The 24,493-nt window shown below is 46.8% G+C and carries 16 protein-coding genes; 7 read left to right on the forward strand and 9 right to left on the reverse strand.

The window, feature by feature from the left end:
- Positions 1-26: 26 nt before the first annotated feature.
- Entirely contained in the window at positions 27-821 is a 795-nt protein-coding gene (locus QGP82_RS14020) for a hypothetical protein (protein WP_163701171.1), read from the reverse strand.
- A gap of 165 nt (positions 822-986) precedes the next feature.
- Here QGP82_RS14020 and QGP82_RS14025 point away from each other — a divergent pair, with 165 nt between their 5' ends.
- Together QGP82_RS14025 and QGP82_RS14030 are read left to right on the forward strand one after the other, a co-directional pair.
- A complete protein-coding gene (locus QGP82_RS14025; RefSeq protein WP_499059724.1) occupies positions 987-3,476 on the forward strand; it encodes a GH116 family glycosyl hydrolase in 2,490 nt (829 codons plus the stop codon).
- A gap of 133 nt (positions 3,477-3,609) precedes the next feature.
- A complete protein-coding gene (locus tag QGP82_RS14030) occupies positions 3,610-3,909 on the forward strand; it encodes a hypothetical protein (protein WP_163666098.1) in 300 nt (99 codons plus the stop codon).
- Positions 3,910-4,074: 165 nt separating this feature from the next.
- Here QGP82_RS14030 and QGP82_RS14035 read toward each other — a convergent pair whose 3' ends face one another.
- The 3 genes from QGP82_RS14035 to QGP82_RS14045 form a co-directional block, all read right to left on the reverse strand.
- Positions 4,075-4,659, reverse strand: coding sequence for a methylated-DNA--[protein]-cysteine S-methyltransferase (locus tag QGP82_RS14035; protein ID WP_163666100.1), 585 nt, complete (start codon positions 4,657-4,659; stop codon positions 4,075-4,077).
- A gap of 7 nt (positions 4,660-4,666) precedes the next feature.
- Complete coding sequence (locus QGP82_RS14040; protein WP_499059727.1) at positions 4,667-6,220, reverse strand: glycosyltransferase family 39 protein; 1,554 nt, start codon at positions 6,218-6,220, stop codon at positions 4,667-4,669.
- Between the two features lie 63 nt (positions 6,221-6,283).
- On the reverse strand, positions 6,284-7,237 hold the full coding sequence (locus QGP82_RS14045) for a homocysteine S-methyltransferase family protein (RefSeq protein ID WP_499059730.1): 954 nt from the start codon (positions 7,235-7,237) through the stop codon (positions 6,284-6,286).
- 180 nt (positions 7,238-7,417) lie between these two features.
- On the opposite strand from QGP82_RS14045, the gene QGP82_RS14050 reads away from it, so the two are divergent.
- Positions 7,418-9,046, forward strand: a complete 1,629-nt coding sequence (locus tag QGP82_RS14050) for an NAD(P)/FAD-dependent oxidoreductase (protein ID WP_499059732.1) — start codon at positions 7,418-7,420, stop codon at positions 9,044-9,046.
- A gap of 75 nt (positions 9,047-9,121) precedes the next feature.
- On the opposite strand, the gene QGP82_RS14055 is transcribed toward QGP82_RS14050, so the two are convergent.
- Both QGP82_RS14055 and QGP82_RS14060 read right to left on the reverse strand, forming a co-directional pair.
- Complete coding sequence (locus QGP82_RS14055; protein ID WP_499059734.1) at positions 9,122-10,228, reverse strand: hybrid sensor histidine kinase/response regulator; 1,107 nt, start codon at positions 10,226-10,228, stop codon at positions 9,122-9,124.
- 213 nt (positions 10,229-10,441) lie between these two features.
- Positions 10,442-14,776 carry a PAS domain S-box protein gene (locus QGP82_RS14060; protein WP_499059735.1) on the reverse strand — a complete coding sequence of 1,445 codons (4,335 nt, stop codon included), beginning with the start codon at positions 14,774-14,776 and terminating at the stop codon, positions 10,442-10,444.
- Between the two features lie 342 nt (positions 14,777-15,118).
- Here QGP82_RS14060 and QGP82_RS14065 point away from each other — a divergent pair, with 342 nt between their 5' ends.
- Positions 15,119-15,568, forward strand: a complete 450-nt coding sequence (locus tag QGP82_RS14065) for a cupin domain-containing protein (protein WP_163666113.1) — start codon at positions 15,119-15,121, stop codon at positions 15,566-15,568.
- A gap of 192 nt (positions 15,569-15,760) precedes the next feature.
- On the opposite strand, the gene QGP82_RS14070 is transcribed toward QGP82_RS14065, so the two are convergent.
- Complete coding sequence (locus QGP82_RS14070; RefSeq protein ID WP_163666115.1) at positions 15,761-16,192, reverse strand: MDR/zinc-dependent alcohol dehydrogenase-like family protein; 432 nt, start codon at positions 16,190-16,192, stop codon at positions 15,761-15,763.
- Between the two features lie 417 nt (positions 16,193-16,609).
- Here QGP82_RS14070 and QGP82_RS14075 point away from each other — a divergent pair, with 417 nt between their 5' ends.
- On the forward strand, positions 16,610-16,846 hold the full coding sequence (locus QGP82_RS14075; RefSeq protein WP_163666117.1) for a hypothetical protein: 237 nt from the start codon (positions 16,610-16,612) through the stop codon (positions 16,844-16,846).
- Between the two features lie 571 nt (positions 16,847-17,417).
- Entirely contained in the window at positions 17,418-18,758 is a 1,341-nt protein-coding gene (locus QGP82_RS14080; protein ID WP_499059737.1) for a CmpA/NrtA family ABC transporter substrate-binding protein, read from the forward strand.
- Between the two features lie 465 nt (positions 18,759-19,223).
- Here the strand turns inward: QGP82_RS14080 and argS are convergent, their stop codons facing one another.
- A complete protein-coding gene (gene argS / locus QGP82_RS14085; protein WP_499059739.1) occupies positions 19,224-20,978 on the reverse strand; it encodes an arginine--tRNA ligase in 1,755 nt (584 codons plus the stop codon).
- A gap of 326 nt (positions 20,979-21,304) precedes the next feature.
- On the opposite strand from argS, the gene QGP82_RS14090 reads away from it, so the two are divergent.
- Entirely contained in the window at positions 21,305-22,687 is a 1,383-nt protein-coding gene (locus QGP82_RS14090) for a collagen-like protein (protein ID WP_499059741.1), read from the forward strand.
- Between the two features lie 246 nt (positions 22,688-22,933).
- Here the strand turns inward: QGP82_RS14090 and QGP82_RS14095 are convergent, their stop codons facing one another.
- Positions 22,934-24,181, reverse strand: a complete 1,248-nt coding sequence (locus tag QGP82_RS14095; protein ID WP_499059743.1) for an SPM autocatalytic domain-containing protein — start codon at positions 24,179-24,181, stop codon at positions 22,934-22,936.
- Positions 24,182-24,493 lie beyond the last annotated feature (312 nt).

The raw sequence follows: 24,493 nt of genomic DNA on the forward strand, positions 1-24,493 counted from the left end.
ATGGGCTGCGAGAAGCTGTGCTTCCCTTAATCAGTGTGCTCCTGAATCGGGTCTGGTTGCTTGGCTACAAAGGCCAAAATATCGCGAACAACACCAGTGACACCGCGACTATTGGGAATCAGGATGCTGCCTTTGAGGGCTCCTTTGTCCCGTAGGTGGTTTAGGGATTTAGTCAGTGAATGATTGGAATATCCAACAATCGAAACCACCAGATCGCAATCAGCTAGCTTATCTTTGAGTTGCTTCTGAGACGTACTCACCTCTCGATGGGATGGAATTTCTACCGGTGTATGGATCAGCCCATGGCTAGTGTGTAATGTGTCGATTACGAAACGTCGAGTGGCTTGGTGTCCCCCGACAAAAGCAATTTTCCAATTGGCTAAATTAGTTTCTGGTGTCGTATCTGGTTGAGAATTTGATAAAGGCGCTGTTGCTGGAACCTCGGTTGCCTGGAACCGTTGAACAGCCACTAAATTGGAATGACAATTGCTCAGGGCTGATGTTTGGTTAGCGAGTTCTCGTTTTAACGTTTGAAGTTCAGTATCATTTTCAGCGATTAATACATCTAGCTCTTCCCATAGCTCATGGACCTGCTGGTTTTTATTTTCTAAGGCCTGTTGCAGGTCCAAACATTGAGCTTGGGCTTGGGTCAGTTGCTGGGTTAGATCTGCTTCATTCTGTTGCGAGACTGCTAAGGCTGTCCGTAATTGCCTGACGCGGCGATATTCATTGCCACTAATGCCATCCCAAAGCCTTATGCACCAATGGCTCAAACGCCTGATCGGTTTTTTGATGGGATAGATAACGTTTGGGGACTTCATAGGGGCGGTCTCCTTGCGCCGAAATTGCCTTAGCCCTTTGCTTTAGAAATAACGCTATCGTAACCACGCTCGATTGTGTCCATGTTATAGCGATTCTTTGTAGTATCTATTCCCTATTCCCCACTCCCCCTATAAAATGCTGATTGCTGTTTTTGACGGTAATTTATGCCTGGCCCTGAAATTCCCTCTGTTGCTTGGACTTGGCCCATCGGTGCGCAATGGGAAACGCCCTATATCGTTCGCTACGCTAGCAACTTAGATGATGGCCCTGAGCACGGCATGCCACTGGGGGGGCTGGGGGCTGGCTGCATTGGCCGGGCACCCAACGGCACCTTCAACCTGTGGCATTTAGACGGTGGCGAGCATATCTTTGATCATTTTCCGGCCTGTCAGTTTGCCGTCTATGAGGAAGCAGCTGGTGCCTCGCAGACCTATGCCATGGCAACGACTGGTGATGGGTTAGAGCGTTGGCAATGGTACCCGGCGGGGCAGACAGGAAATGACGATGCCAAGGGAGGCACCTATAAAGCTCTATATCCCCGTAGCTGGTATTCCTATCAAGATGTTTTTAACGCAAACCTGACTTGCGAACAGTTTTCGCCCATATGGCCCGATAACTATCAAGAGAGTAGCTACCCGGTGGCGGTGTTTGTGTGGACAGCCCATAATCCCACTGATCAACCGATTACCTTGAGCATTTTGCTGAGCTGGCAGAACATGGTGGGCTGGTTTACGAACTCTGAGTCTTCGCCAGAAATTCAGCAGCGGGAGGATGGCAGCCCGTTTTATGACTATGTGCCACCGCTGCGACAGAGTGCTGGCAATTTTAATCTGCTAGTCAGCGGTGAGCGGGCCACGGGCATTGTCATGGATGGGGCTTGGACGGAGAGTCCTGGTGAAGGAGATGGCCAATTTTGTATTGCGGTGCCAACCACGGAGGGGATGACTTATCACACCCGTTGGAACCCGGCTGGGGATGGCGGTGATCTGTGGGACAGCTTCGCTGGCCATGGGACGTTAAGTAATGTTGCTGATACAACGTCTGCTGTTAAAGACGAACAGGTGGGTGGTGCGATCGCAATCAAATTCACCCTGGCTCCTGGCGAAACTCAAGAACTGCCCTTTGTCCTGACCTGGGATTTACCCGTAACCGAGTTTGCAAAAGGCAAACTGGCCTATCGACGATATACAGACTTTTTAGGTAGCGACAGCACTGACTTATCAGGTCGCTCTGGCCGCAATGCCTGGCAGTTAGCCCAGGAGGCGTTAGCCAATTACCCAACCTGGCGACAAAACATTATCGACTGGCAGCAGCCAATTCTCGATCGGCCCGATCTGCCCGATTGGTTCAAGATGGCTCTGTTTAATGAGCTTTATGACATGGCCAGCGGCGGTACGTTATGGTCAGCCGCGAGCGATATTGATCCGGTGGGTCAATTTGGGGTGCTGGAGTGCATAGATTACCGCTGGTATGAAAGTCTGGATGTACGGCTGTACGGTGGTTTCTCAACGCTAATGCTATGGCCCGAACTCGAAAAGGCCATTATCCGAGCTTTTGCCCGGGCTATCCCCACAGAAGATCCCCAAAAGCGCATCATTGGCTATTACTACACGATGGGTGAATCCGAGCATTTGGCTCCACGCAAACTGAAAGGTGCCACCCCTCACGACTTGGGTGCTCCCAATGAGAATCCTTGGATAGCCACAAACTACACCAGCTACCAAGACTGCAATCAGTGGAAGGACTTACCCAGTGACTTTGTACTACAGGTATACCGCGCCTTTGTGCTCACCGGGGGCGATGACCTTGAGTTTCTGGCGGAATGCTGGCCCGCCGTGACTCAGACATTGCAATATCTCAAGCTGTTTGACCTGGATGGTGACGGTGTCCCTGAAAATGGAGGGGCTCCGGATCAAACCTTTGATGACTGGCAGCTTAAGGGCTTGAGCGCCTACTGTGGCGGACTGTGGCTGGCGGCCCTGGAAGCCGCGATCAAAATGGGTGACCTTTTGCAGCAGCATCGAAAAATTTCTGGCAGCTTTGCCATTGTTAAATCCCAGTATCAGCGCTGGATTAAGCAGGGCAAAATTGTTTATCAAAACAAGCTGTGGACAGGCAGTTTCTATCGTTTAGACTCCGAAAGCAACTCTGACGTGGTGATGGCCGATCAGCTGTGCGGCCAATTTTGTGCACGCCTGATGGATTTGCCGGACATTGTGGACCAAGAGTTTATCAATATTGCCCTCGACACGATTTACGATGCCTGTTTTGTGAAGTTCAATGAGTATGCAGCTAAGCATTCGACACCACAAAATCAAAAATTTGCAGGTTCCCAAACGGGTTTCTTTAGTGCGGCCCAGTTAGGGATGGCCATCGGCGCAGCCAACGGCGTCAAGCCCGATGGTTCGCCAGAAAACCCGGACGACACTCACCAGTTAGAGGTTTGGACTGGCATTAACTTTGGGTTGGCGGCATTTTTGGCTCAGATGGGCAAACGCGATCAAGCCATGGCGATAACAGAAGCGGTGGTGCAGCAAATTTATAACTATGGCTTGCAGTTTCGCACCCCAGAGGCAATTACGGCTATGGGAACGTTTCGGGCCTGTCACTATCTGCGCCCCATGGCTATTTGGGGATTATATGCTCAGCTCTAATTGCGATGGAGCTGGAACCTTAGTAATCTGACTGTGCATCAAGCTTAGGTCTGCTGGAAATTTGTGGATACCTATTGGATTTTTACGGCGGACCCTATTTAAACCAATAAAAGGCCAATAAAAGGAGGATTGTATGGGCGCTTTTTCAGGAGCTAATAACCACAGCACCAGCGGCAATGTAGGTGTGGCCATTATCGCTGGCGTTGGTGGCGATCTGGCATTTCAAGACTTTGCAACAGATGCCGATGGTGAGCTACAGGGATACTTAACCATCGGTGGTGATTTAGCCAAGCAGACGGTTGACTTGGGCACATTGCCTGCAACTGAGGGGGCATTTAATGTGTCATTTCCTGGAGACACCGATATTAGTTTATTTGACACGGTTGTTGTCACGGTGGGCGACGTCAGCGTCGGTACGGCTAGAGTCCCTTAAGTTGACGCATACGTTTCTGACCATAAAGCGGGGCGAAACTTGAGCCATGAGTTGATGGGTGGTGATGCTATTCAAACCCATGGGATACTGGCTGCTGGTGTTTTCCCCGTACTGTTGAAACAGATGAAACAGATAAATTGAAACAGAGAAATCTGTCGATTGTTATTAATTGTTGAACAGAGAAAGTTGTTTTTCTTGGCTTTTCTGTTTGAGTTGAGTGATGTCGAGACCTTCATGCTCTAGGAGCCAGCGTTTACGATCTAATCCGCCTGCGTAGCCTGTTAAATTGCCGTTTGCACCAATGACACGGTGACATGGCAACACAATGGAAATAGGATTCAAACCGTTGGTGGTGCCCACTGCCCTGACTGCCGCTGGATTGCCTAACTGTCGTGCCAGCTCTCCGTAGGACATTACAGTGCCAGCGGGGATAGAGCGTAAAGCTTGCCAAACCTTTGTCTGAAATTTAGTGCCACCAGGGTTAACTGGAATAGGGTCAATGGCAGTGAGATCCCCTGCTAGATAATGACGAATGGGGGTTAATAAATCACGTTCAAGCAGGTTGTAGCATGCACTGCCGAGTTGTAGTTCAACTAAATCAAAGGTGCCATAGCGCTTAGCCAATAGCCGCATCATTCGTTGCTCATATCCCTCGTAGTCAAGGGATACAACTACATTGGCATCGGTGACTAATAAAATAGTGCCAATGGGAGATGCGACTTTGGTGAGGTCTAAGGATTTAGGTGACATGGGAGAGCTACGATGAAAAATCGTATAGACCCACCATAGCACCTGGATATTGTTTCCGTTCTAACGGTGATCCTAATCGGTTCAGCTGCTCTACAATCGCTTCTTCCGATTCGGCTCGTTTGCGTGCCAACAGAATCCACACCCTCTTTTTGTTTTGTAACTCTGTTGTTTTGAGGGTCCTTAATTCCCTATAGTGCTGTTCTAAATCCTCATCAGATACTTTCCAAATGCCAATGTTTTGTAACTGGCTGAGGACAATGTCAGATGTCGGCAGTTCAAAGCGGCGATTATAAAATTTAAACTGTAGCTGTGCTCCTGGCAAAACATAGAGCTTATCCCCTGATTGCCAATGCGTATCAATATATTCAATCGTTGGTCTCACGTGATCAAAATGCAAACCTGTAGGCACTATCGTAACGCGTAGACCTCGCTGTAACGGCATGAATATCATGGTTATTGCCATGATCAGGCTGATAACGCCCAGTATTCTAGGCTTTTTTTTCCATCGCTCCAACCAAAAAACAATTCCTTCTGACAGAAGGATAAGCGCAAATGGGGTTAAAAATAAGATCAGTCGTTCTCTAAACGGATATTTATGGAGAAAAGCAGCTATTAGAGAAATGATGAATGGGCTGCCAAGGTATAGTAGTCGCCGTTTAGATCTCTGATACAACAAAATACAACCAGTCACAAAGGCCACCATGGCAACACCATCTGTGGGACTGGGAAACCCCAGGGGGCGATAAAAGAATCGGCCAAAGGAATCTAACAGCCATACAATATCCCAGAAATTATCGGGGTAGCGGCCTGCCCAGCTATTGGCTAACTCTGTCTCTGACAATGCTTTGCTGATCACCCCAAAGTATAGGCCGACGAAGCTAGCTATCCAGGCACCATAGAGAGGAATCCGTCGTAGTAAAAATTCTTTTAGAGATTGCCAGGATATTTTCCAGGGTTGAAGTGTGAGGATGTTAGCGCCTTCAACACCTGCCAGGATAAAAATACTGGGAAATGAAAGCCAGATGCTGACTATACCCAGCATGCCAGCCATAGATAATTTTCTGAGGCTGGGTTTAAGGGTATCCATGGATATCAGCACCATGAATAACAATAATGCGATCGCAACATCCCAGCTATAGGGTTTGGTTTCAGTCGAAAAGTAGGCGATGTAGCCCAGCACTGAAAATAGCAAAATTGCAATGGGTCGCCCCCATCCTTGCGTAAACTGTTGGGTAAACCGATAAAACAATCCCAGGGACAACAACCCACCCAACAACGGGAATAGCCGTAAAGCAAACTCATGGCTGCCCAATGTATCAATGGCAAATTTCTCAACCCACAGAAACAGGGGTGGGGCGGCCTGGTTGTAATCCAGGGCCTCTAGCAATTCCAGATAGTTGCGGTCCAATAGGTTAAGCCCGAGGGCAACTTCGTCGAACCATAGGGACCGATTGCTAAAGTACTGGCTAAGTCGCATTAAAATCCCTATCCCAAGGCCGAGCAAGGAGGTTACCTCTAGCCAACGTTCCTGGGATAAGGATTTTAGGGTTTTGGTGAGCACGGTGCGTGGTGGATAGATAGTGATCTTTGTACTGGTTTACCACGGATATCCTACGCACTGAACTCAACCCACTGAGACTGGACTACAGACTTTGCAGATGGCTTCAATGTGACGGTGGTCGGTACCACAACAGCCCCCCAATACCGTTAGATGCGGTAGCTGTTGCTTCAGCATGTAGAACCGTTCGCCCAGATCTTGGGGATTGCCTTCATCCAGGGTTTCGGTCTCGTTTAGCTCAGCGTGGCTCATCATGGAGGCATTGGCACGGATGCCGCGAATGCGCTCTACCCAGGCACCTTGATTCAGAATGGCACGGTCAAAGTGAATGGGGTGAGCACAGTTGATCATGTAATAGGCGGGAGCGCTATCAGTGGCTGCATCAACCGTGTGAATCGCATCCCGTAGCCCCATGCCATTGGGTAGTGTGCCGTCGGTTTCCACCGTAAAGGAAATGACCACGGGCATCTGAGCGTTTTGGGCCGCGCGGGCGATGCCGATGGCTTCCTCAGGGTAGGTCATGGTGATGGCTGAAACCAGATCCGCTGTAGTGTCGCGGAAACTATCCACCTGGTCCTGATGATAGGACGCAGCCTCAGCCGCACTCATCATGACGTCAAGGCTGTAGCCGTCGGCCCGGGGACCAATGCAGCCGCTAATGATGATGGGGCTTTGGGCAGTGGCGTAGTCATGGCGAGTGGTTTCGAGCAGTGCGATCGCACGTCGATTCACATCTGCTAGCTCAGCAGCACCATAGCCCTGGCGATGACCCCAGTCAGCGTTTGCCCGCCAGGTGGGGCTCTCTAAAACTAAACCCAGGCCATAGGTTTGAGCCAGTTTTCCGTAGATGCTGAAATAGGTCTGCAACGCCTCAGTTCCAAGGGGACGATCCAACAACGTAAATGCTGCAAAGTCTGGCAAATCCCAGCCCTGCTGAAAAATCAGCACGGTTTCGATGCCCCCATCCGTAATAAAGACATCGTCAGACAGCTGGGGCAATGGGTGTCTGTAATAAGCCATAGGGGTTGGCTCCTTAAGTGTGTGCAAGGTTCGGTTAAATTTGATACAAACCTCAGATCGTTATTCCCCAGCGCATTTTGTGATTCTGGTCACGTTCTAGTGGCTGAGCAAAGCGCCATCGCCAGACAACCGTGGCAAAATAGGCAGTGACCCACAGTGACCCACGCCCAATTTCTGTCCATGCTGCGTCTTTCTGAGATCAAGCTGCCCCTCGACCATACGGACGAGGAGCTACAGGCCACTATTCTGAAAAAACTGCGTCTTAAAGCAGCTGACATGGCTAGCTACAAAGTTTTCAAACGTAGCTATGACGCCCGCAGGCGTAGTGAAATTCGGCTGGTGTACATCGTTGACATTGAGACACCAAAACAAAAGCAACTGCTGAACCGATTCAAGAAAGATCCCCATGTGAATCCCACACCGGACACTAGCTATCACTATGTCGCTTCAGCCCCTCAGGGGTTAGAGCATCGACCTGTGGTGATTGGCAATGGACCCTGTGGTATGTTTGCCGGGCTATTGCTGGCCCAGATGGGGTTTAAGCCCATCATTCTGGAGCGGGGCAAGGCGGTGCACGAACGCTCTGTGGATACCTTTGGCTTTTGGAGTAAGGGCAAGTTCAAACCCGAGTCCAATGTTCAGTTTGGCGAAGGTGGGGCAGGTACGTTTTCTGATGGCAAGCTCTACAGCCGGATTAAAGACACAAATCACCATGGTCGTAAAGTCTTGCAAGAGTTGGTGAATGCTGGCGCTGTGCCAGAAATTCTGTACATCAATAAGCCCCACATCGGCACCTATCGGCTAGTCAAGATTGTGGAGAATCTGCGCAATACTATTCTCTCTCTTGGTGGAGACGTGCGATTTGAGACCCGCGTAGACGATTTTGATATCGAAGACCGTCAGATGCGGGGGGTGATCCTGGCCAATGGTCACTATATTCGTACTGACCATGTTGTCCTGGCGGTGGGACACAGTGCGCGTGACACCTTTGAAATGCTGCATCGACGCGGTGTCTATATTGAACCTAAGCCGTTCTCCATTGGTTTTCGTGTAGAGCATCCTCAGCCGCTGATTGATGAATGTCGTTTTGGTGAACAGGCTGGCCATCCAATCCTGGGGGCTGCCGACTATAAGCTGGTGCATCACTGCAGCAATGGTCGTTCAGTTTACAGTTTTTGTATGTGCCCAGGGGGCCAGGTTGTTGCGGCCACATCAGAAACTGGTCGTGTTGTTACCAACGGCATGAGCCAATACGAACGCAGCGGTAAAAATGCCAACAGCGGTATTGTTGTTGGCATCACTCCAGAAGAGGATTATCCAGATGGTCCTCTTGCAGGTATCGCCTTACAACGGGAATTAGAGTCCCGTGCGTTTGAGTTGGGTGGCAGCACCTATAAGGCCCCAAGTCAGTTGGTGGGAGACTTTCTTGCAGGTGAGCCTTCCACACAGCTAGGGAATGTTAAACCCACCTATCGACCTGGCGTGCATCTGTGTGATCTCAGTACAAGCCTGCCAGACTATGCCATTGAGGCGATTCGTGAAGCTCTGCCTGTCTTTGATAAAAAGATAAAAGGCTTTGCTATGCATGACGCGGTGCTAACAGGTGTGGAAACGCGCACATCATCACCGATTCGCATTAAGCGTGGAGATGATTTTCAAAGTCTTAATACCAAGGGGCTATATCCGGCTGGAGAGGGTGCAGGATATGCGGGAGGAATTCTCTCGGCTGGTGTTGATGGTATTAAGGTTGCTGAAGCTGTTGCTCTGAGTATTGTGGAGAAAGCTGCTTGTTTTGTGGGGGGAGGCTAATACTTTAGACGTGAGCTATGCGGCATGGAGCAGTCGGTAAAGTTTGTCATTGTGTTGAATTCTCTTTTATGAGATTTATTGATCTTTTCTCGCTAGAGCTGGTTGTAGTGGAAGTGTTATATAGATCGTAGTACTAACTGTGGGTTGACTATTAATCATTAATGTTCCGCCTTGAAGTTCAGCAATATACTTTGCAATTACCAATCCCAAACCAAGGCCTTGCTGCTCATATATTGAGCGCTCTAATTGATTATAAGCCGCTATTTCGTTGATTTGGTCTGAGGTCATACCACGACCATAATCTTGAATGATCAAAATCATTTGGCCACTTTCCCAGCGATTACTAATGATGACCTCATCACCATTCTCAGAAAACTTAAAAGCGTTATCAATCAGTTCCTCCAGTAACTTCTCATAAAAGAAGGAGGAAATTGTTATGTTGCCAGATTGAAGTTTAAGGCGAAGATCAGCTTGGCGATTTAATTTGGTTGCGGTTCGTTTGGCAATTTCCTCAATCACAGGAGAGGCTGCTAGGTTAGTGGCTTGTTTGCAAAAGTTACTCGGTTTCGCTGAGTGTATAGTTAATTCTACTAGCTCGATATAGACCAAAAATTTAGTAATGGTGACCAAGAGACGTTCGCCAGCAGCTAAAATTTCATTACTGAGTTCTTGCACCTCGGGGTCGGGCATTGTACTTAAGATTTCAGCAAAACCAATGATTCCATTGAGAGGTGTATTGAGTTCATGGGGAATGGAGCGAGCAATATTAGCGCTTAATGTGTTCAGTTGTGCCTGTGATTGTTGAAATTGTAATTCTCTTTTGCCCAGTCTTGTATGAATACAATCTAATAAGTCTTCAATTTTAACAGGTTTGGTTAAATAATCATCGGCTCCCAAATTCATTCCTTCACGGATATTGAGCCGATGGGATTTCGCGGTTAGAAAAATAAACGGTATGGTTGCGGTTGAACGATTGTTCTTTAATATTCGCAAGACCTGATTGCCATCGAGCACTGGCATCATAACGTCACAAAGGATAATATCTGGCAGTGTTTTCTTTGCGATTTCAATGCCCTCTAAGCCATTGGCAGCTACTAGAGCATCAAAGTTACTCAGTTTCAAAATGCGTTGTAAGCTGGATCGAATCTTTTCTTCATCTTCAATAATTAGAATTTTTGTCATGATGAATTCTCTGGTAGTAAGTTCGTTGTGTTGCTGAACCAGCTCAAGATGAAGCTACTTTAGGAGGATACATAGAAGGTGAGAGTAAATAACATGTTTGACAAGAATCTCAACTCATCTAATCTATTCAAATTTCTCATGTTGATTGTGATAGATAACTCCTATAAATTGGTGATTCCTCTGATGTTTCTTAAACCTTCTAAAGCTGTGGGGTCATCTATGGCATGAATCGAGCTCCTGCCATTGGCTAGGAATTGTGATTGTAAAACAACTGCCTTGTCCAAGGGTACTTTGAACGTTGATTTTGCCTTGGTGAATATTGACGAGATGTTTCACAATGGACAGTCCCAGACCTGTCCCTGGACGTGTTCCAACGTTGGTGGCACGGTGAAAGGGCTCAAATAAATATTTCTGATCTTCTTTAGGAATTCCTATCCCTTTATCAATGACTCTAAACTGAATAGTGTCAGGTAAAAGCTCTAACTGAAAAATTATTTTGCTACCTTCGGGAGAATACTTAATGGCATTGGTTAGTAAGTTGGTCAGACTTTGTTGCAGAATCTTACTGTCTACTGGAGCATAATAGCTATGTTTTTGTAAGTGGGAGCGGGCATCTTGTACCACAAATTCGACGTGATGCTTTGGTGAACTCAGGCTAATTGTTTGCCCTAGTTGTTGGCTAAACTCAACAACATCTAGAGGGGTAGTTTTAAGCTGAATCTGATACGATTCAGCTTTGCTGACCACCAAAACCTCATCAATTAGCTCAGTCATATGATCGACATAGTTCAAGATGGTGTCTAAACATTGTTGTTGTTCGGTTTCATTGAGTTTGTTGCCAAATAGTTTTAACAGTTCTGCATTATTTGAAATTACGGTTAGAGGAGTTCGAAACTCATGGGAAGTGTTGGATACGAAGCGGGATTTCATTTCATTAAGCTCTCGTTCCCGCTCTAGCGATTTGATGATTTCAATTTCTACTTTTTTGCGATCGCTAATGTCCATGTTAATGCCAATTACGCGTTGATGTTCTCCTTTGTTATTAGGCTGGACTAACCCATTGGCTTTAATGTGTCGCACCTGACCATTAGGATGAATCACCCGAAATTCGATATCCATTTCTTTTTGCTCTTGAATGGCTTTTTCAAATTTAGCCTGTGCTTCTGCAAGATCGTTTGGATGAACCCGATTTGACCAATCAGTAAAATGTCCTGTGAATTCCTCTGGTGGAATGCCATAGAGTTCGCACATTCGACTATCCCAGGCCAACTGCTCGTTGATAAGATCCCATTCCCAAATGCCAAGACCACCAGATTTAACAGCTAAACTCAAACGTGTTGAAAGATTATAGAGTTGTGCTTCATTTCTTTTACGTTCACTAATATTGCGAAAAATCCCACGGGTATAAACTGTCTGATGATCAACGATGCGGCAGTTGACGTTGCCTTCAACTTCAATGACATGACCATTTTTAGTAACAAAACTAATTTCGACTTGCTCAAGCTTTTGTAATTGCCCTGTTTTTAGCTGTTGTATCAACGTTAAATAGTGTTCCTGATAATCTGGATGCAAAACATCCAGGATTGTGATGTGTTCTAAATCTTGGGCCGTATATCCTAATGTTTCCAACCAAGATCTGTTGACAAATTCGAACGAACCATCGGCGAGTGAGACACTCTGAATCATGTCATTAGCACTGTCAAAAATATCTTGCAATTGGTCCTGACTCTTGAGTAATAGGTCTGCAAGGGCTTGTCGTCGTTTGATTTCGGTTTGTAAATGTTCAACAGTTTTAGCTAAGGTTGTTGTGCGATCAGCAACCCGTTGTTCTAGTTCGCTAGTCAGTATCTGGAGTTGTCGGGCTGTTTGATAGCGTTCCAGCTCTGCACCAGCTCGGGCTCCAAAAATCTTGAGTAAATTGATCATCCATTGGTGATTCCTTAAAGGACGATCATGCATGATACATAGATTGCCAATGGAGGTGCCTGCACTATTACGCAGGGCAATGCCAAGGTAACTTTCTGCGTTTAAGCTGCTATACAGTTCACTTTCTGGATAAACACTGAGCAGTGAATCAGGTTGATGATATTGTCCTTGTTGAAGTGCTTGAATACAGCAAGGAAACTGTTCGTCCGGGTAAGCATCAATCGTTTGTAAGTGACCATCCGCACAAAATGCCAGGATTTCAAAACCATCTGATGTCGCCTCGGATATGCCTGCATACCGTACATCTAGAGCTGCGGTAATGTGTTGAACTAACTCCTGGAAAAAGTCGTGTTCTGTAACAGCTGCAGTACCTTCAACAATCTGACGCAATGATGCTTCTGTTTGATATTGTTTCTGTTCTGCAAGTTTACGTTTACTAATATCGCGAACAATGACTAGAACCTCTGTTGGGTTAATGGCGATAATCCGGGCTTCTTGCCAGCGTAGTTCTCCTCCAATATCAATTTCAAATTCATAGATTTGTACCTCGCCAGTTTCTAATGCCTGATATACATAAACCATGCGTTGTTGGGCGAGTTCTAACGGTAGCAGGTCATAAATGTTGACCCCACTATAGGCGAGGTCAGGCTGAATAAATCGAACTTCGTCAGACATTACCAGGTCGAGATAGTTACCTTCTGCATCCTGACGTATCATTAAATCTGGAATGACCTCAACTAATGCCCGATAGCGATTTTCACTAGCTTGCAAGGCAGCTTGTGCTTGCTGTTTTTCTGTGATGTCAGCTGCCATTGCGATGGCAATTCGCCGACCATCAGGGAGGTTGCCGAGTGAGGCTGAACTGAAATTCCAGATGCGCTGTTGCCCATCATGGGTCGTAATGGTAAAGTCTCCTTCTTCCAAACGAGATTTCAAACTGTACTGTTGAGAAACTATATTGCCCATCACACTGGCAGCCTGCTCACTATAGGCCCGCTCTATCCAGGCTTGGGTGGTGGGAATATCTGTGTGGGTATAGCCTGTAAGTTCTGTCCAGGTTGAGTTAATTTGTAAGACTTCGCCATCCTCGGCATGGATCATGATCGGTACCGGAGCGTCTGCGATTGCCCGTCGGAACCGTTGTTCGCTCTCACGTAGGTCCAATTCTGCCTGTTTGCGATCGCTAACATCTATCAGACTACCGACATAACTGCTAACCTTGCCTGCCATGCAACATTTTGGCTGGGCTTGTCCATAGACCCACTTCACTAAGCCATCGGACAATTGTAATCGAAACTCTTGCTGCCAGGATTGACCCATTTGCACGGCTTGTTGCCAGGTGGTTAGCACATTTAGGCGATCCTCTGGGTAAATCCCTTGTACCCAACCCTGACCTAAGGTTTCCTGACGGGAGATGCCAGTGAGTTCTGTCCAATATTCATTAATGTAAATGCACGCTCCAAAAATATCAGTTTGAAAGATGATTACAGGAATGATGGCAGCTAATGAGACATAGTGCTGGTCACTCTCATAGAAGCAAAGTTCTGTTTGTTGATAAGTCCCCAATTCACAGTGTGCTGCTTGTGGCCGTTCAGTATTGTGTGATTCTAGTAATTGCAATTTTTCAGTTTCCAGGCACTTGACCTGTTGCTGTAGCATACTGATCACGTCGACCATTTTTTCTAGATTCAAGACCTTTAAAATGGTTGTTTGGGTCAAAATTCCAGCCAGGCTACCATCTCCATGGGTAATGACCAGATGTGTAATCCGACGTTCAGCCATCAGCTGATGTGCCTGCCATAGGTTAAGGTTAGGTGACGTACAAAAGGCGGGATGGCTCATCACGCTTTGGGCAGGGAGATCAGAAAAATCCAATAACAATGCCTGGGATTGAACAATATCGCCTTCGGTAATAATGCCAATGGGAAACGTCTGATTCTCAATAGTTTCGGTAATGACGATACAACTGACCTGATGTTGACTCATCAACTGGGCAATTGATTGTAAGGTCGCGGTTGGTGGAGCCTGAATGACATCACCAGTCATGGTGTCTACTGCTTGGTGTAGGCGTAATAAATTACTAATTTGCGGAGACTGGCGCAGCCCTTCACGGGTCACAATACCAACTAATCTGTCATCGTGATCAACGATAGGTAAGTGGCGAATACGGTGCTGTTTTAAGAGATTAACTGCGGCAAATAAGTCGTTGGCCTGTGTTTGATTGATGGCGATGAGCGGAGACGTCATCACTGTTTCAACGGTTTGCTCTGCAATCACTGTTCCCCGTGCCGCTAAACGCACAAGATCACGCTCAGTCACGATACCAATGGGTTTACCGTTGTCTAGGATCACGGCACAACTTAGTACCAATGGGGGGAACTCAGGGGAGTCTTGATAGGACGAATTTTCAGGTGGTCTATGGGTGGGATTATTGGCAGGGAGGGCACAGTTTAGATCACAGGTTTGACGATCATGACTCATTAAGGCAACAACTTTGCTTAATGCTGTTTGTTTGCTGACCGTTAAGGGGCATCTTGTTGCCGCACCTGTGCAGTGCACTATTTCATTTGAAGCACTCCGGTTCGTAATGTCTCTAGAATCACTGGGAGTACCAACAGTCATTCTCAACACCTCAAAGAATTCACTAACTGAACTCTCCTTCTTATGGAAGAAGATTATCTGACCATGATCCTATTCACTATCTTTAAGTATTATTCCCTGATACTGGTGGCGTATCTCTAGGACGTAGCAGCAATGCATGGATAGCGTTTTATAGGCAAGTCTAATGTTGCCTCGTTTCAGCGAATGTAATCAGGGAGCGGCGCTAACCAGTGCTAAGGGTGGGTGCATATGCTCGTCTGTTTGTGAGTTTTGCACACAGGGCTGATGATAGTGACGTCACGGTTGCTAGAGTAGTCCTGAGTATCCACTTACGTATACAGCATTAGATTTCTATGTTTGCCCATGAAATATACTGACCTGTTAGACCATCCTGAAGGTGGTCGTTATCTTGAGGTCTACCGTTCTGCAACGATAGTTACCGCCACTGACAAAACGAGAACTGCCCTTACCCATATTTATTTTTCTCTGGAGCCCTATGAGGTCAGTCGCTTTCATCGTGTAAGCAATGACGAGGTGTGGAACCTTTATCAGGGGGAAGGAGTGTTTTTGTACCAATGGGACGGTCGTGCATCCACCATTGATGCCATTGAACTCTCAGCGAAGTCCATGAATTTCTGCCATGTGATTCCAGCGGGCTACTGGCAGGCTGCTGTTCCTATCAAAGATCGTGTGCTTGTAGGGTGCTCGGTTGCGCCTGGATTTGAGTTTGAAGACTTTGAGCTAATCGTGCCGGATTCAGGGACTGCTCAAGCATTGCTAAGGCTTGAGCCAGGTTTGTCTAAGTTGGTGTAGATCAGTCAATGCCAGGTAATTATGAAGAGGCTAAAGGACCCTCTCTGATGGTTACTATGGCAGATCTTGCCGCAGCAGAAATGGCTTTTAATGCCCTGGCAGAAAGATGCTTGATTGTTTTGGTATGTGAGGGATAGCGGCAGTGAAGTTCTTGTTGAAGTAGATAAACGATCACTGCCGTTGTGCTAAAAACTACTGCTGGCCATACTCTTCAATAGGGCCATTGTAGTCTAAGGTGATTGTGCGATCGCTACCAGTACCTTGCACCGTCACAATGCTGACAGTTGTATATTCTTCTGAAAGAACAACGTCAGTTGGGTCGCCCCCTCTGATGGTGAAGCGCCATGTTTCTGGGGCAATTACTTCGCAGGGAGATTCGATTGCAGCGCCATGCATAGCGCGTTCAGCACGATAATAATTTAAGCCACCGTTCGTGAACTCTGCCATTTGCCGAGCTTCATTCTTGGCGGCGTTCAGTGCTATCTGCTCTGCTTGTGTTGTAGAAGAGCAGGCTGTTTCAGTGGAAGCTTGCACGTCTACAGCTGGAACCTGGGCATTAGCCGCTCCTGTGATACCGAGAACTGTGCTTAAGATTAAGCTAGAAGATAGGATAATTCGCTTCATAGCAGGATTTTTCTGAAGATAGGGACCTGCTACAGGATACATCCTATACAAATTAAATCCGCACTGTTATCCATAGCTTTTATTTTTAAGTTACGTAGCAAGTTTTCAGCCCAGTTAAACCATTTGATTAGGAGAAAGCGAGGGTATCGTGAACCCTACTTTAATGATAGTGATCGCTTATACGCAGATTTGCATATGAATATTTGACATTCCTTGTTCATCACTTGCATCTTATTAAGGTAGGCGCAACTCACAACAAAAGTGTCTCATTTGTCCAATCTTTATACTTCACCTTCAGAATTGTTGTTTTCAAGTGTAATCCCTGCCTATGGTTGACTTAGTAAGCTCTTGTCATCTTGTTGAACTTCTCAATGGTTGAGATTTACGTTACTACATTATTATTTGGGAGAACTGGTAATGAGAAAACTGGGAGAATCTATTGCAGAACCCTGGATTGTTCACGTATATGGGCAAAATCGTAAGCTTCTGTGGGTCTTTGATGCGTCCCACGGCTGGCTGTTTTTCTTAGGCTGTTGTACAGGTTTGTTATTATCTATTGCTCATTTTAATCTCGCGCGCCCACCTGCAACGCCTACACCCATGTCTGATAATTACAGTAATCAAAAGCATACGCCCGCTTGGCAGGTGGACTAGTCGCATTGCTTCTACGTTTGGGAAAGGATAGATATTTCTCTTTTGTTTGCGATCGCGCACTGGAAAATATTTCAATTTTAAGGACAGGGAGTTGCCGCTCATTCCTGTCCTTTTTTTGACTGTACAAGAGCTTACCTACTGATAATTCGTAGTTTTAGAGGATAAAATCTTTTGTTATCATAGATTAGAGTCTATTTTATTCGCGGTGGTACCTTTATTTTTCTATAATCAAACAAAAAGTGTTTGTATTGATCCATAAGCAAACCTTGTAATTGAGTTTTAACAATTTATTTGTGATTAATGCGAACAGAGGTTGTTTTTTGATGGTTTAAGTATAGAATTATGTATATCAAAGATTTAAGTCTCATAGATTTAGATCTATTCAATAGCGGTTGTTAGTAGTACATACTTCATTGAGCTGTTGGTGGCTAGTTGCAATCTGATTGTCGGGTGCCCTTACTGATCTGTTAAAGGCTCTTGCAGCCTTTGCATGTGTGTTTATTTAAGGATTTTTGGATCTGTTCAAATGTCGAACATATTGTCCAAGGTTGTTGGATAAAAGGAGGTATTGATGACGGATTTTACTAAAAGGGTCTCTCGTCGGAAATTTTTGTACACTACAGGTGCATCAACAGCAGGTGCCGTGCTGCTAAAAAGCTGTGTCGGTAATCCCTCCTCAGAAACAGCTAACGTGCCTGTTCCTGTAGCCATAAGAGATGCCCCAGAAACGACTGCTGTCAAACTCGGGTATATTCCTATTGTGGAATCAGCAGCGATGATTATCGCTCAAGAGAAGGGATTTTTTGCTAAATATGGGATGACTGATGTAGAACTCTCTAAGCAAGCGACCTGGGCCGCAGCAAGGAATAACGTCACAATTGGTTCAGAAGGGGGTGGTATTGACGGTGGTCAGTGGCAGATGCCCATGCCTCATTTAATTAGTGAAGGGATTATCACCAATGGGCAAAAAGTGCCCATGTATGTTTTGGCCCAGCTTAATACTCAGGGCAATGGTATTGCTATTTCCGGTATCCATGAAGGGCAAGGCTTAGGTGTGGATATCTCGGGAGCAGCTGACTATATTAAGAGTTTTCCCAGCAATGAAGGTCGTAAATTTAAGGCCGCCCATACGTTCCCCAATGTAAATCAAGACTTCTGGATTCGTTACTGGTTTGCGGCTGGAGGAGTAGACCCTGATAACGATATTGATTTATTGACTGTACCCCCTGTTGAGACAGTGAAAGGGCTGCGTAATGGTACGATGGATGCCTTTAGTACCGGTGATCCATGGCCTTATCGTATTGTTGCTGACAAGATTGGCTTTATGTCTTGTCTCACCCATGAATTATGGGAATTTCATCCGGAAGAGTATCTGGCACTGCGGGCGGACTGGGTTGATGCTAATCCCAACGCCACAAAGGCATTGCTAAAAGGTCTGATGGAAGCACAGCAATGGTCTGATGATCCAGCGAATCGTCCTGAGCTAGTGCGGATTTGTTCTGGTCGTAATTATTTCAACGTCTCGGTGGATATTCTAACGCCCCCTTATGAAGGTGGCTATGCGATGGGTGATGCTAAGGCAGATTTTAAGGATGTCAATGTGGGTCCCCTTTACTGGACTGACCCCAGAGGTAATGTCTCATATCCATACAAGAGTCATGATCTGTGGTTTTTGACTGAGATGTTACGCTGGGGATTCCATCAGAATTTCATTAGTGATTTTGATACGATTCAGCGGATCATTGATCAGGTGAATCGGGAAGATATTTGGCGAGAAGCAGCCCAGGAAGCTGGATTTGACGGTATTCCCAGTGACATGTCCCGTGGTGTTGAAACCTTTTTTGACGGCATTAAGTTTGATCCTACTAATCCTCAAGCTTATTTGGATAGTTTGACAATCAAGCGGATCTAATGGGTGTCTGAAGTCTCTTAAAACCAGCATTTAGACTGGGAGATTTTTGTTTTACGTGTTCTATAGTCAACCAGGGAGATAATTTAATCATGATGGTTAATCAGATGCGACTGCATATCTCAATAGTTTGTTATTGTGGCGCGACTTTATTGTTGCATAGGTAATTACAGAGGAACAGTAATTGAGTGAAACATCTGTTTAGGTAAGTGGCCTAACATCCAGCTGAATATAAAGAATTTACCCTCCCTCTGGGTTTGCAAAGTTTGGGGAGAAGCGTCTCCTAGAAGCACCGGACTCCATAACTTCTCCCCTTTTCTCATGTCCTGCTGTTAGGTTGTTCTATGAAGAACCTGAAACAGCAGAACAGCTTCGATAGGTGAAACTACAGACACCACGGAAGATTGCGACTGTATTACTCACGGGACTTGCCTATTTAGCCCCCTGTTTGATATCTGTAAATACAGACTACATGCGTTCCAATACTGGAATGCCCAGGAGTGAAAGTCCTAGTTTAAGGGTACGAGCTGTCAGATCACACAGCATTAAGCGCGAAGTCCGCTGCGGTTCTTCTGCCTGTAGCACTGAGCATCGATCATAGAATTGGTTAAACTTTTGGCTGAGTTCAAATAGATACTGACACAATCGGTTGGGGTATAGATCTCGCGCTACTTCCATCACGGTTGTGTCAAGTTCTAATAGATGTTTGGCTAGGGTCAGTTCTGAGTCATCCTCCAGCAAAATAGGGGCATCGCCTAACTGAGTAAAGTCGATGTTGCCCTTGCGACTAATGCCCTGGACTCTTACATAGGCATAGAGCATGTAAGGAGCTGTATTTCCCTGGAGGGCCAGCATTTTATCAAAGCTGAAAATGTAATCACTGGTGCGGTTTTGACTGAGGTCGGCATACTTAACGGCACCGATACCCACAGCCGTAGACACCGTCTGGATAAACTCTGCCGATTCGTCCCGGTTTTCCTCGGTAATTCGTGTTTGTAAATCTTTTTCTGCTCGGGTGACAGCTTCATCTAGCAGGGACTTAAGCTTAACGGTTTCACCGGAACGGGTTTTCAGTTTTTTACCATCTTCTCCTTTAACCAGGCCAAAGGGGACATGCACTAGGTCCACACCTGCGGGGATCCAATGGGCACGATTGGCTACTTGGAAGACTTGGGCAAAGTGGTTTGCCTGTCCTGCATCGGTAATGTAGATGACTCGCTGGGCTTTTTCGTCGATGGTGCGTTGGCGGATAGCGGCAAGGTCAGTGGTGGCGTAGTTAAAACCGCCATCAGACTTTTGCACAATCAATGGTTGAGGATTACCATCTTTATTGGTAAATCCTTCTAGGAAAACAACCTGGGCACCCTGGTCTTCTTCTAACAAGTTAAGAGACTTAAGATCTTTGGCAACATTTTCAAGTAAGGGATTATAAAAAGATTCTCCTCGCTCTTGAATGGTAATGTCTAAGCGATCATAAATCTTTTGAAACTCTTTTCGGGATTGTTCACAGAGGAGCTGCCATGCTTTTCGGGCATTTTCTTCTCCGGACTGGAGATCAACAACGGCTTCGCGAGACGTGGTTTTAAAGTCTTCATCGTCGTCAAAGCGCTTTTTGGCTTGTTTGTAAAACTCTACCAAATCACCGATATCCACTGAGGATGATTCGGTGATCGCTTCAGGGCATACATCCCTCAGATGGGTGATCAGCATGCCAAACTGGGTGCCCCAGTCGCCCACGTGATTTAAGCGCAATACATCGTGACCAAGAAATTCTAGGGTGCGGGCGATACATTCGCCAATGATGGTGGAGCGCAGGTGGCCCACGTGCATTTCTTTGGCGATGTTGGGACTAGAGAAATCAACAATGGTCCGCTGAACTGGGTCGGCAGTGGCGACGCCCAGGCGATCGTCTGTATAAACCGTCTTGAGCTGTGCTTGCAGGTACTCGGTTTTGAACTTGAGGTTGATAAAACCAGGCCCAGCAATTTGGGGCTCTTCGCAAAGGTCGTCGAGGGTGAGGTTTGCGACAATTTTGGTTGCGATCGCGCGCGGCTTATCTTTCAATCGCTTGGCCAGTGACATGGCCACATTAGCTTGATAGTCACCAAATTTAGGATTATTCGTCGGCACCAGGACCGGATCGGTACCTGCCAAATCGGGGCCAAAAGCACTCACAAGGGCTGTTTGCAGGCGATGTTTTAGATCGTCGAGGGTGGATAACATGGACACCAATTTGTAACGTGTTTCAGATTGTTCAGGAGCATGAAGACCCCTGAACCCTTAGGCTGCAACCTCTGGCTGGCAAAGCCAATGTGATGTGCAAGCAACCTATAGCCTATCAACTCCTCTTACACATTGCGCTACATCATTCATTCGTAGTCGGAAAAAACTTTGGCCTATAGGGGGTTGTCAAGCGTATTTGTGTTGGTTTATCTGGGAGTAACAGCCATTTGACCAGGAATGCATCCCACTGACATTGTGGTCTGTGATCATACCTGGCTACGTGGCTGTCAGCCCCCTGTGACAGGATCTTTGTTGAGTATTGCCCCATGACTATGTTTTCTGGTTTTCCTTATTTATGGCGATTGAGTTTGACGGCATTAACAGCGAGCACCCTGACGTTGACTAGTTGGGTGTCTTTGGCTGCTATGGATGTCTGTGGCACAGCTGCATTGGCCAGGAGTACCAGGGAATTTGGCCGGGATGGTCGACATGGCCGTGATGGTAGAGCCGGTCGTAATGGTCGTGATGGCGCTGACCAAACCGTTCGAGCAACGGGTCAACCCCTGAATTTGAATCTATCCGGGACCGATGGAGAAGACGGTGGCTTTGGTGAAAACGCTGAGTGGTTGCGGTGTCGACGTCAGCCCCGCGATGAGCGCCATGATTTGAATGCTGCCGATGGTGGCAATGGCGGTCATGGTGGCAATGGCGGTCGTGGTGGCAATGGCGGTACCCTGACGGTTCAATACACTGACCCCAGTCACCTACGACAGGTTTTAGCAATGGCAGGCGGTGGACGCGGTGGTCGTGGTGGTCGTGGTGGTGATGGTACCTATGGTTGTGAATGTGACGACGAACGCTGGACCGTTAAAGTTTGTGAAAACGGCACCTGCCGAGAAGAAGAGTACGAATGTAATGATGGCCGCGATGGTGCAGATGGCCGCAACGGTGCCGACGGCACAGCGGGCAACATCGGCAAGCTGGTCCTCATCAATCAATTAGAGCCCTTACCCCAAGCAAATCCTGAACAGTCCCATGCAGTTTCCAGTCTGGCGAATAAAACCGTTACTTTGTCCCGTAACCTGTGGGAGACCCGCAGAGGATCGACAAACCTGCTGGCTCCTGGGTCTGTCATTGCCGATGAATATCAGGCCTATAAAGGATTTATTGATCGACAATTTACCCTTGATTGGCAGGCTTCCCAAGACTTGCAAGCCTTTACTGAAACGATAGATTTAACATTACGACCCAATGGTCAAGTCGATATCGATTTTCCTGAAGAGTATTGGCTATTGGGAGAGACCGTAGAACAAGAGACCCTAACTACTTACCGAGTAGATGGCATTGTGCCTGTGGCGGACGTAACCCAGCTTGCCATGGGCCGCGTTGATGGCCGCAGTCGTACCTTTGAAGTTAACGTGGTTGATCTGGCCCAGCGTTCTGATGTGTTAGACACACGCTTTGAAGTTCGCTATAGCACCTCAGGCGATGACGGTCGCCGTCGTCGTTATGACGTAGAGTTTGATGGCCCCGTGCCAGATGACTTGGTGCAACAGGACCATAATCGGTTTACCTTAGCCCTGGGCCGATTGCCCATTGCCTCCCAGCTTCTCAGCGGCGGCACCCGGGCTCAAGTTGAGCTCAAGATTATTCGTTCCTATGGGAGTAATGTTGCAGAGCAGACATTGACCTGGAAGGGACAAATTTAGTCACTCTGGATACTACCTTGCAAAAGAGACGGATAGTTTAGGGTTGTTGTTCTTGTCGGGTTAGCATCGCTTGGCACCCATAGTTCAGCCATAGATAATTGCTGAAGCATTAGGTGGTAACAGCTATGGGCACAGCAAACCGCTGTTGGTGCAGCCTCTCCTTTGGAGATATGCAGTCAGCGGTTTGCTGTGGCGGTTTGCTATAAAGGTCACAGCCGATTGATGGGCTTGCCTGTGCCTGACTAATTATCCAAGACTAGTCATGGTCTCAGCATGATTACTGGCTGTTGCAGGAACCTGGAAGTAGGCATCTACCATGTCAATCTGACTGCCGTCCACTTTGTTAGCAGAACCGTGTTCAATCAGAACGTTACCGTGCTGATATACAGGGGTTTCTTCAAAGCTGGTGTTGAGGCTGGTGATACCTTGAGAGCCTAGGGTAATCAGTTCTCCCTCATCAGTTGTGTGGTTCTCATTGGCATCTTGCCAAAGAATTATGCCACCCGTAAGAATCTCTTGATTACCAATGAGACCGTCACCATTGGTGTCAAATGTCTGTAGTTTGGCAAAACCTTCACCTACTTCACCACCAAACAACTCAGAAATATCATCAATGATGCCATTCCCGTTGTTATCTACGGCGAGGAATGCATCAGCACCGGAGAGCCAGCCAGATTCAATGGCAGTGCCTGTGCCTAAAAGGTCAAAGGTCCCAATTGTTGCACCCATAGCAGTGGTTTGAACGCCATCACCATTCAGATCAAGGGCAATGGGGCTAAAGAAGTCGTAGTGGGTGCGATCGCGAATCGAAACATCGATATGATCGCCACATAGCTTGTCAGCATCACCGGATACCAGACTAACCGAAAAACGTTCAGTACCCTCATAGTAACCATTGCGCGTGGGGGCATCCCAATCAACGGTGACTTTTTCCTTCCAGGTTTGCACATGGAAGGTTTCAGACTTGGTTTGACCGGCAGCGACTTTAACCTGAATCACGCCATCGTAGTCTTTATGGCCATTCTGGTCATAGACTGTATAGTCCCAGCTAGCATCGCCAGGGCCAATGGCTTTACGATCGTCCCCGGTGTAACCAGCGCGACCTTGGGCGATATAACCATAGGTCTTTTTAATCACCCGACCCCAGCGATTACGAGTATCGTAATAGCCACCCCACATGATGTCTTGATAACCTGCACGGTAATCAGTCGTCATTTTGGCAGAGCCACTGTTTACTTGAACTGTGAAATAGCGATCAACATCACTAACACCATCGAGTTCAACAAAGTAACGTCCTTTTTTGCCTTCATTGATACCCTCTGTACCTACTAACTTGGCACAGACTGCTGTTTTCACTAACCCTGCATCTAAGGTGGAGTTATGTTCACCAGCGGCTAAGGTGACTATTTGAGTCATGCCATTGTCAGGATTAGCGTCGGAATCAATAGCATCGTTGTTGCTGCCGCTGCTAGCAACCAACTTAATGTCATCCAAACGGGCTCCACGACCATAGTTTTGAGCGATACCAGTGGATAAAAATTCCAGCTGTTTTGTGGTGCCGTCACCCTCAAATGTAACGGTATAGGTTTTCCAGTTGAGCCCTGAACTCTGAGTGCCATCTTCTTTGACCTCTAGAAGTGTTGCACCATCTAAACGAACCTCTAGGGCATTGACATCGGCCTTAAAGGGTGACAGCGTAGCTATAAAGCATGTTCCATAAGGGACAGAGCGAGAAAACCCCGTTGAAAATAGAGCCGTTTATTCGGTTTGAGAGCGATCAACTTCAAGGCCGAATCAGCCCATATA

It is taken from the genome of Leptothoe sp. LEGE 181152, from assembly GCF_032906605.1.
GTDB lineage: Bacteria > Cyanobacteriota > Cyanobacteriia > Phormidesmidales > Phormidesmidaceae > Leptothoe > Leptothoe turfae.

What these genes read in the sequence shown, in the direction of transcription:
- QGP82_RS14035 (WP_163666100.1), bottom strand. Translation starts at nt 4,659, where the DNA reads ATGTCACCTAAATCCTTAGACCTCACCAAAGTCGCATCTCCCATTGGC.
- QGP82_RS14070 (WP_163666115.1), bottom strand. Translation starts at nt 16,192, where the DNA reads ATGAAGCGAATTATCCTATCTTCTAGCTTAATCTTAAGCACAGTTCTC.
- QGP82_RS14090 (WP_499059741.1), top strand. Translation starts at nt 21,305, where the DNA reads ATGACTATGTTTTCTGGTTTTCCTTATTTATGGCGATTGAGTTTGACG.
- QGP82_RS14060 (WP_499059735.1), bottom strand. Translation starts at nt 14,776, where the DNA reads ATGACTGTTGGTACTCCCAGTGATTCTAGAGACATTACGAACCGGAGT.
- argS (WP_499059739.1), bottom strand. Translation starts at nt 20,978, where the DNA reads ATGTTATCCACCCTCGACGATCTAAAACATCGCCTGCAAACAGCCCTT.
- QGP82_RS14030 (WP_163666098.1), top strand. Translation starts at nt 3,610, where the DNA reads ATGGGCGCTTTTTCAGGAGCTAATAACCACAGCACCAGCGGCAATGTA.
- QGP82_RS14075 (WP_163666117.1), top strand. Translation starts at nt 16,610, where the DNA reads ATGAGAAAACTGGGAGAATCTATTGCAGAACCCTGGATTGTTCACGTA.
- QGP82_RS14080 (WP_499059737.1), top strand. Translation starts at nt 17,418, where the DNA reads ATGACGGATTTTACTAAAAGGGTCTCTCGTCGGAAATTTTTGTACACT.
- QGP82_RS14065 (WP_163666113.1), top strand. Translation starts at nt 15,119, where the DNA reads ATGAAATATACTGACCTGTTAGACCATCCTGAAGGTGGTCGTTATCTT.
- QGP82_RS14045 (WP_499059730.1), bottom strand. Translation starts at nt 7,237, where the DNA reads ATGGCTTATTACAGACACCCATTGCCCCAGCTGTCTGACGATGTCTTT.
- QGP82_RS14055 (WP_499059734.1), bottom strand. Translation starts at nt 10,228, where the DNA reads ATGACAAAAATTCTAATTATTGAAGATGAAGAAAAGATTCGATCCAGC.
- QGP82_RS14020 (WP_163701171.1), bottom strand. Translation starts at nt 821, where the DNA reads ATGAAGTCCCCAAACGTTATCTATCCCATCAAAAAACCGATCAGGCGT.
- QGP82_RS14025 (WP_499059724.1), top strand. Translation starts at nt 987, where the DNA reads ATGCCTGGCCCTGAAATTCCCTCTGTTGCTTGGACTTGGCCCATCGGT.
- QGP82_RS14050 (WP_499059732.1), top strand. Translation starts at nt 7,418, where the DNA reads ATGCTGCGTCTTTCTGAGATCAAGCTGCCCCTCGACCATACGGACGAG.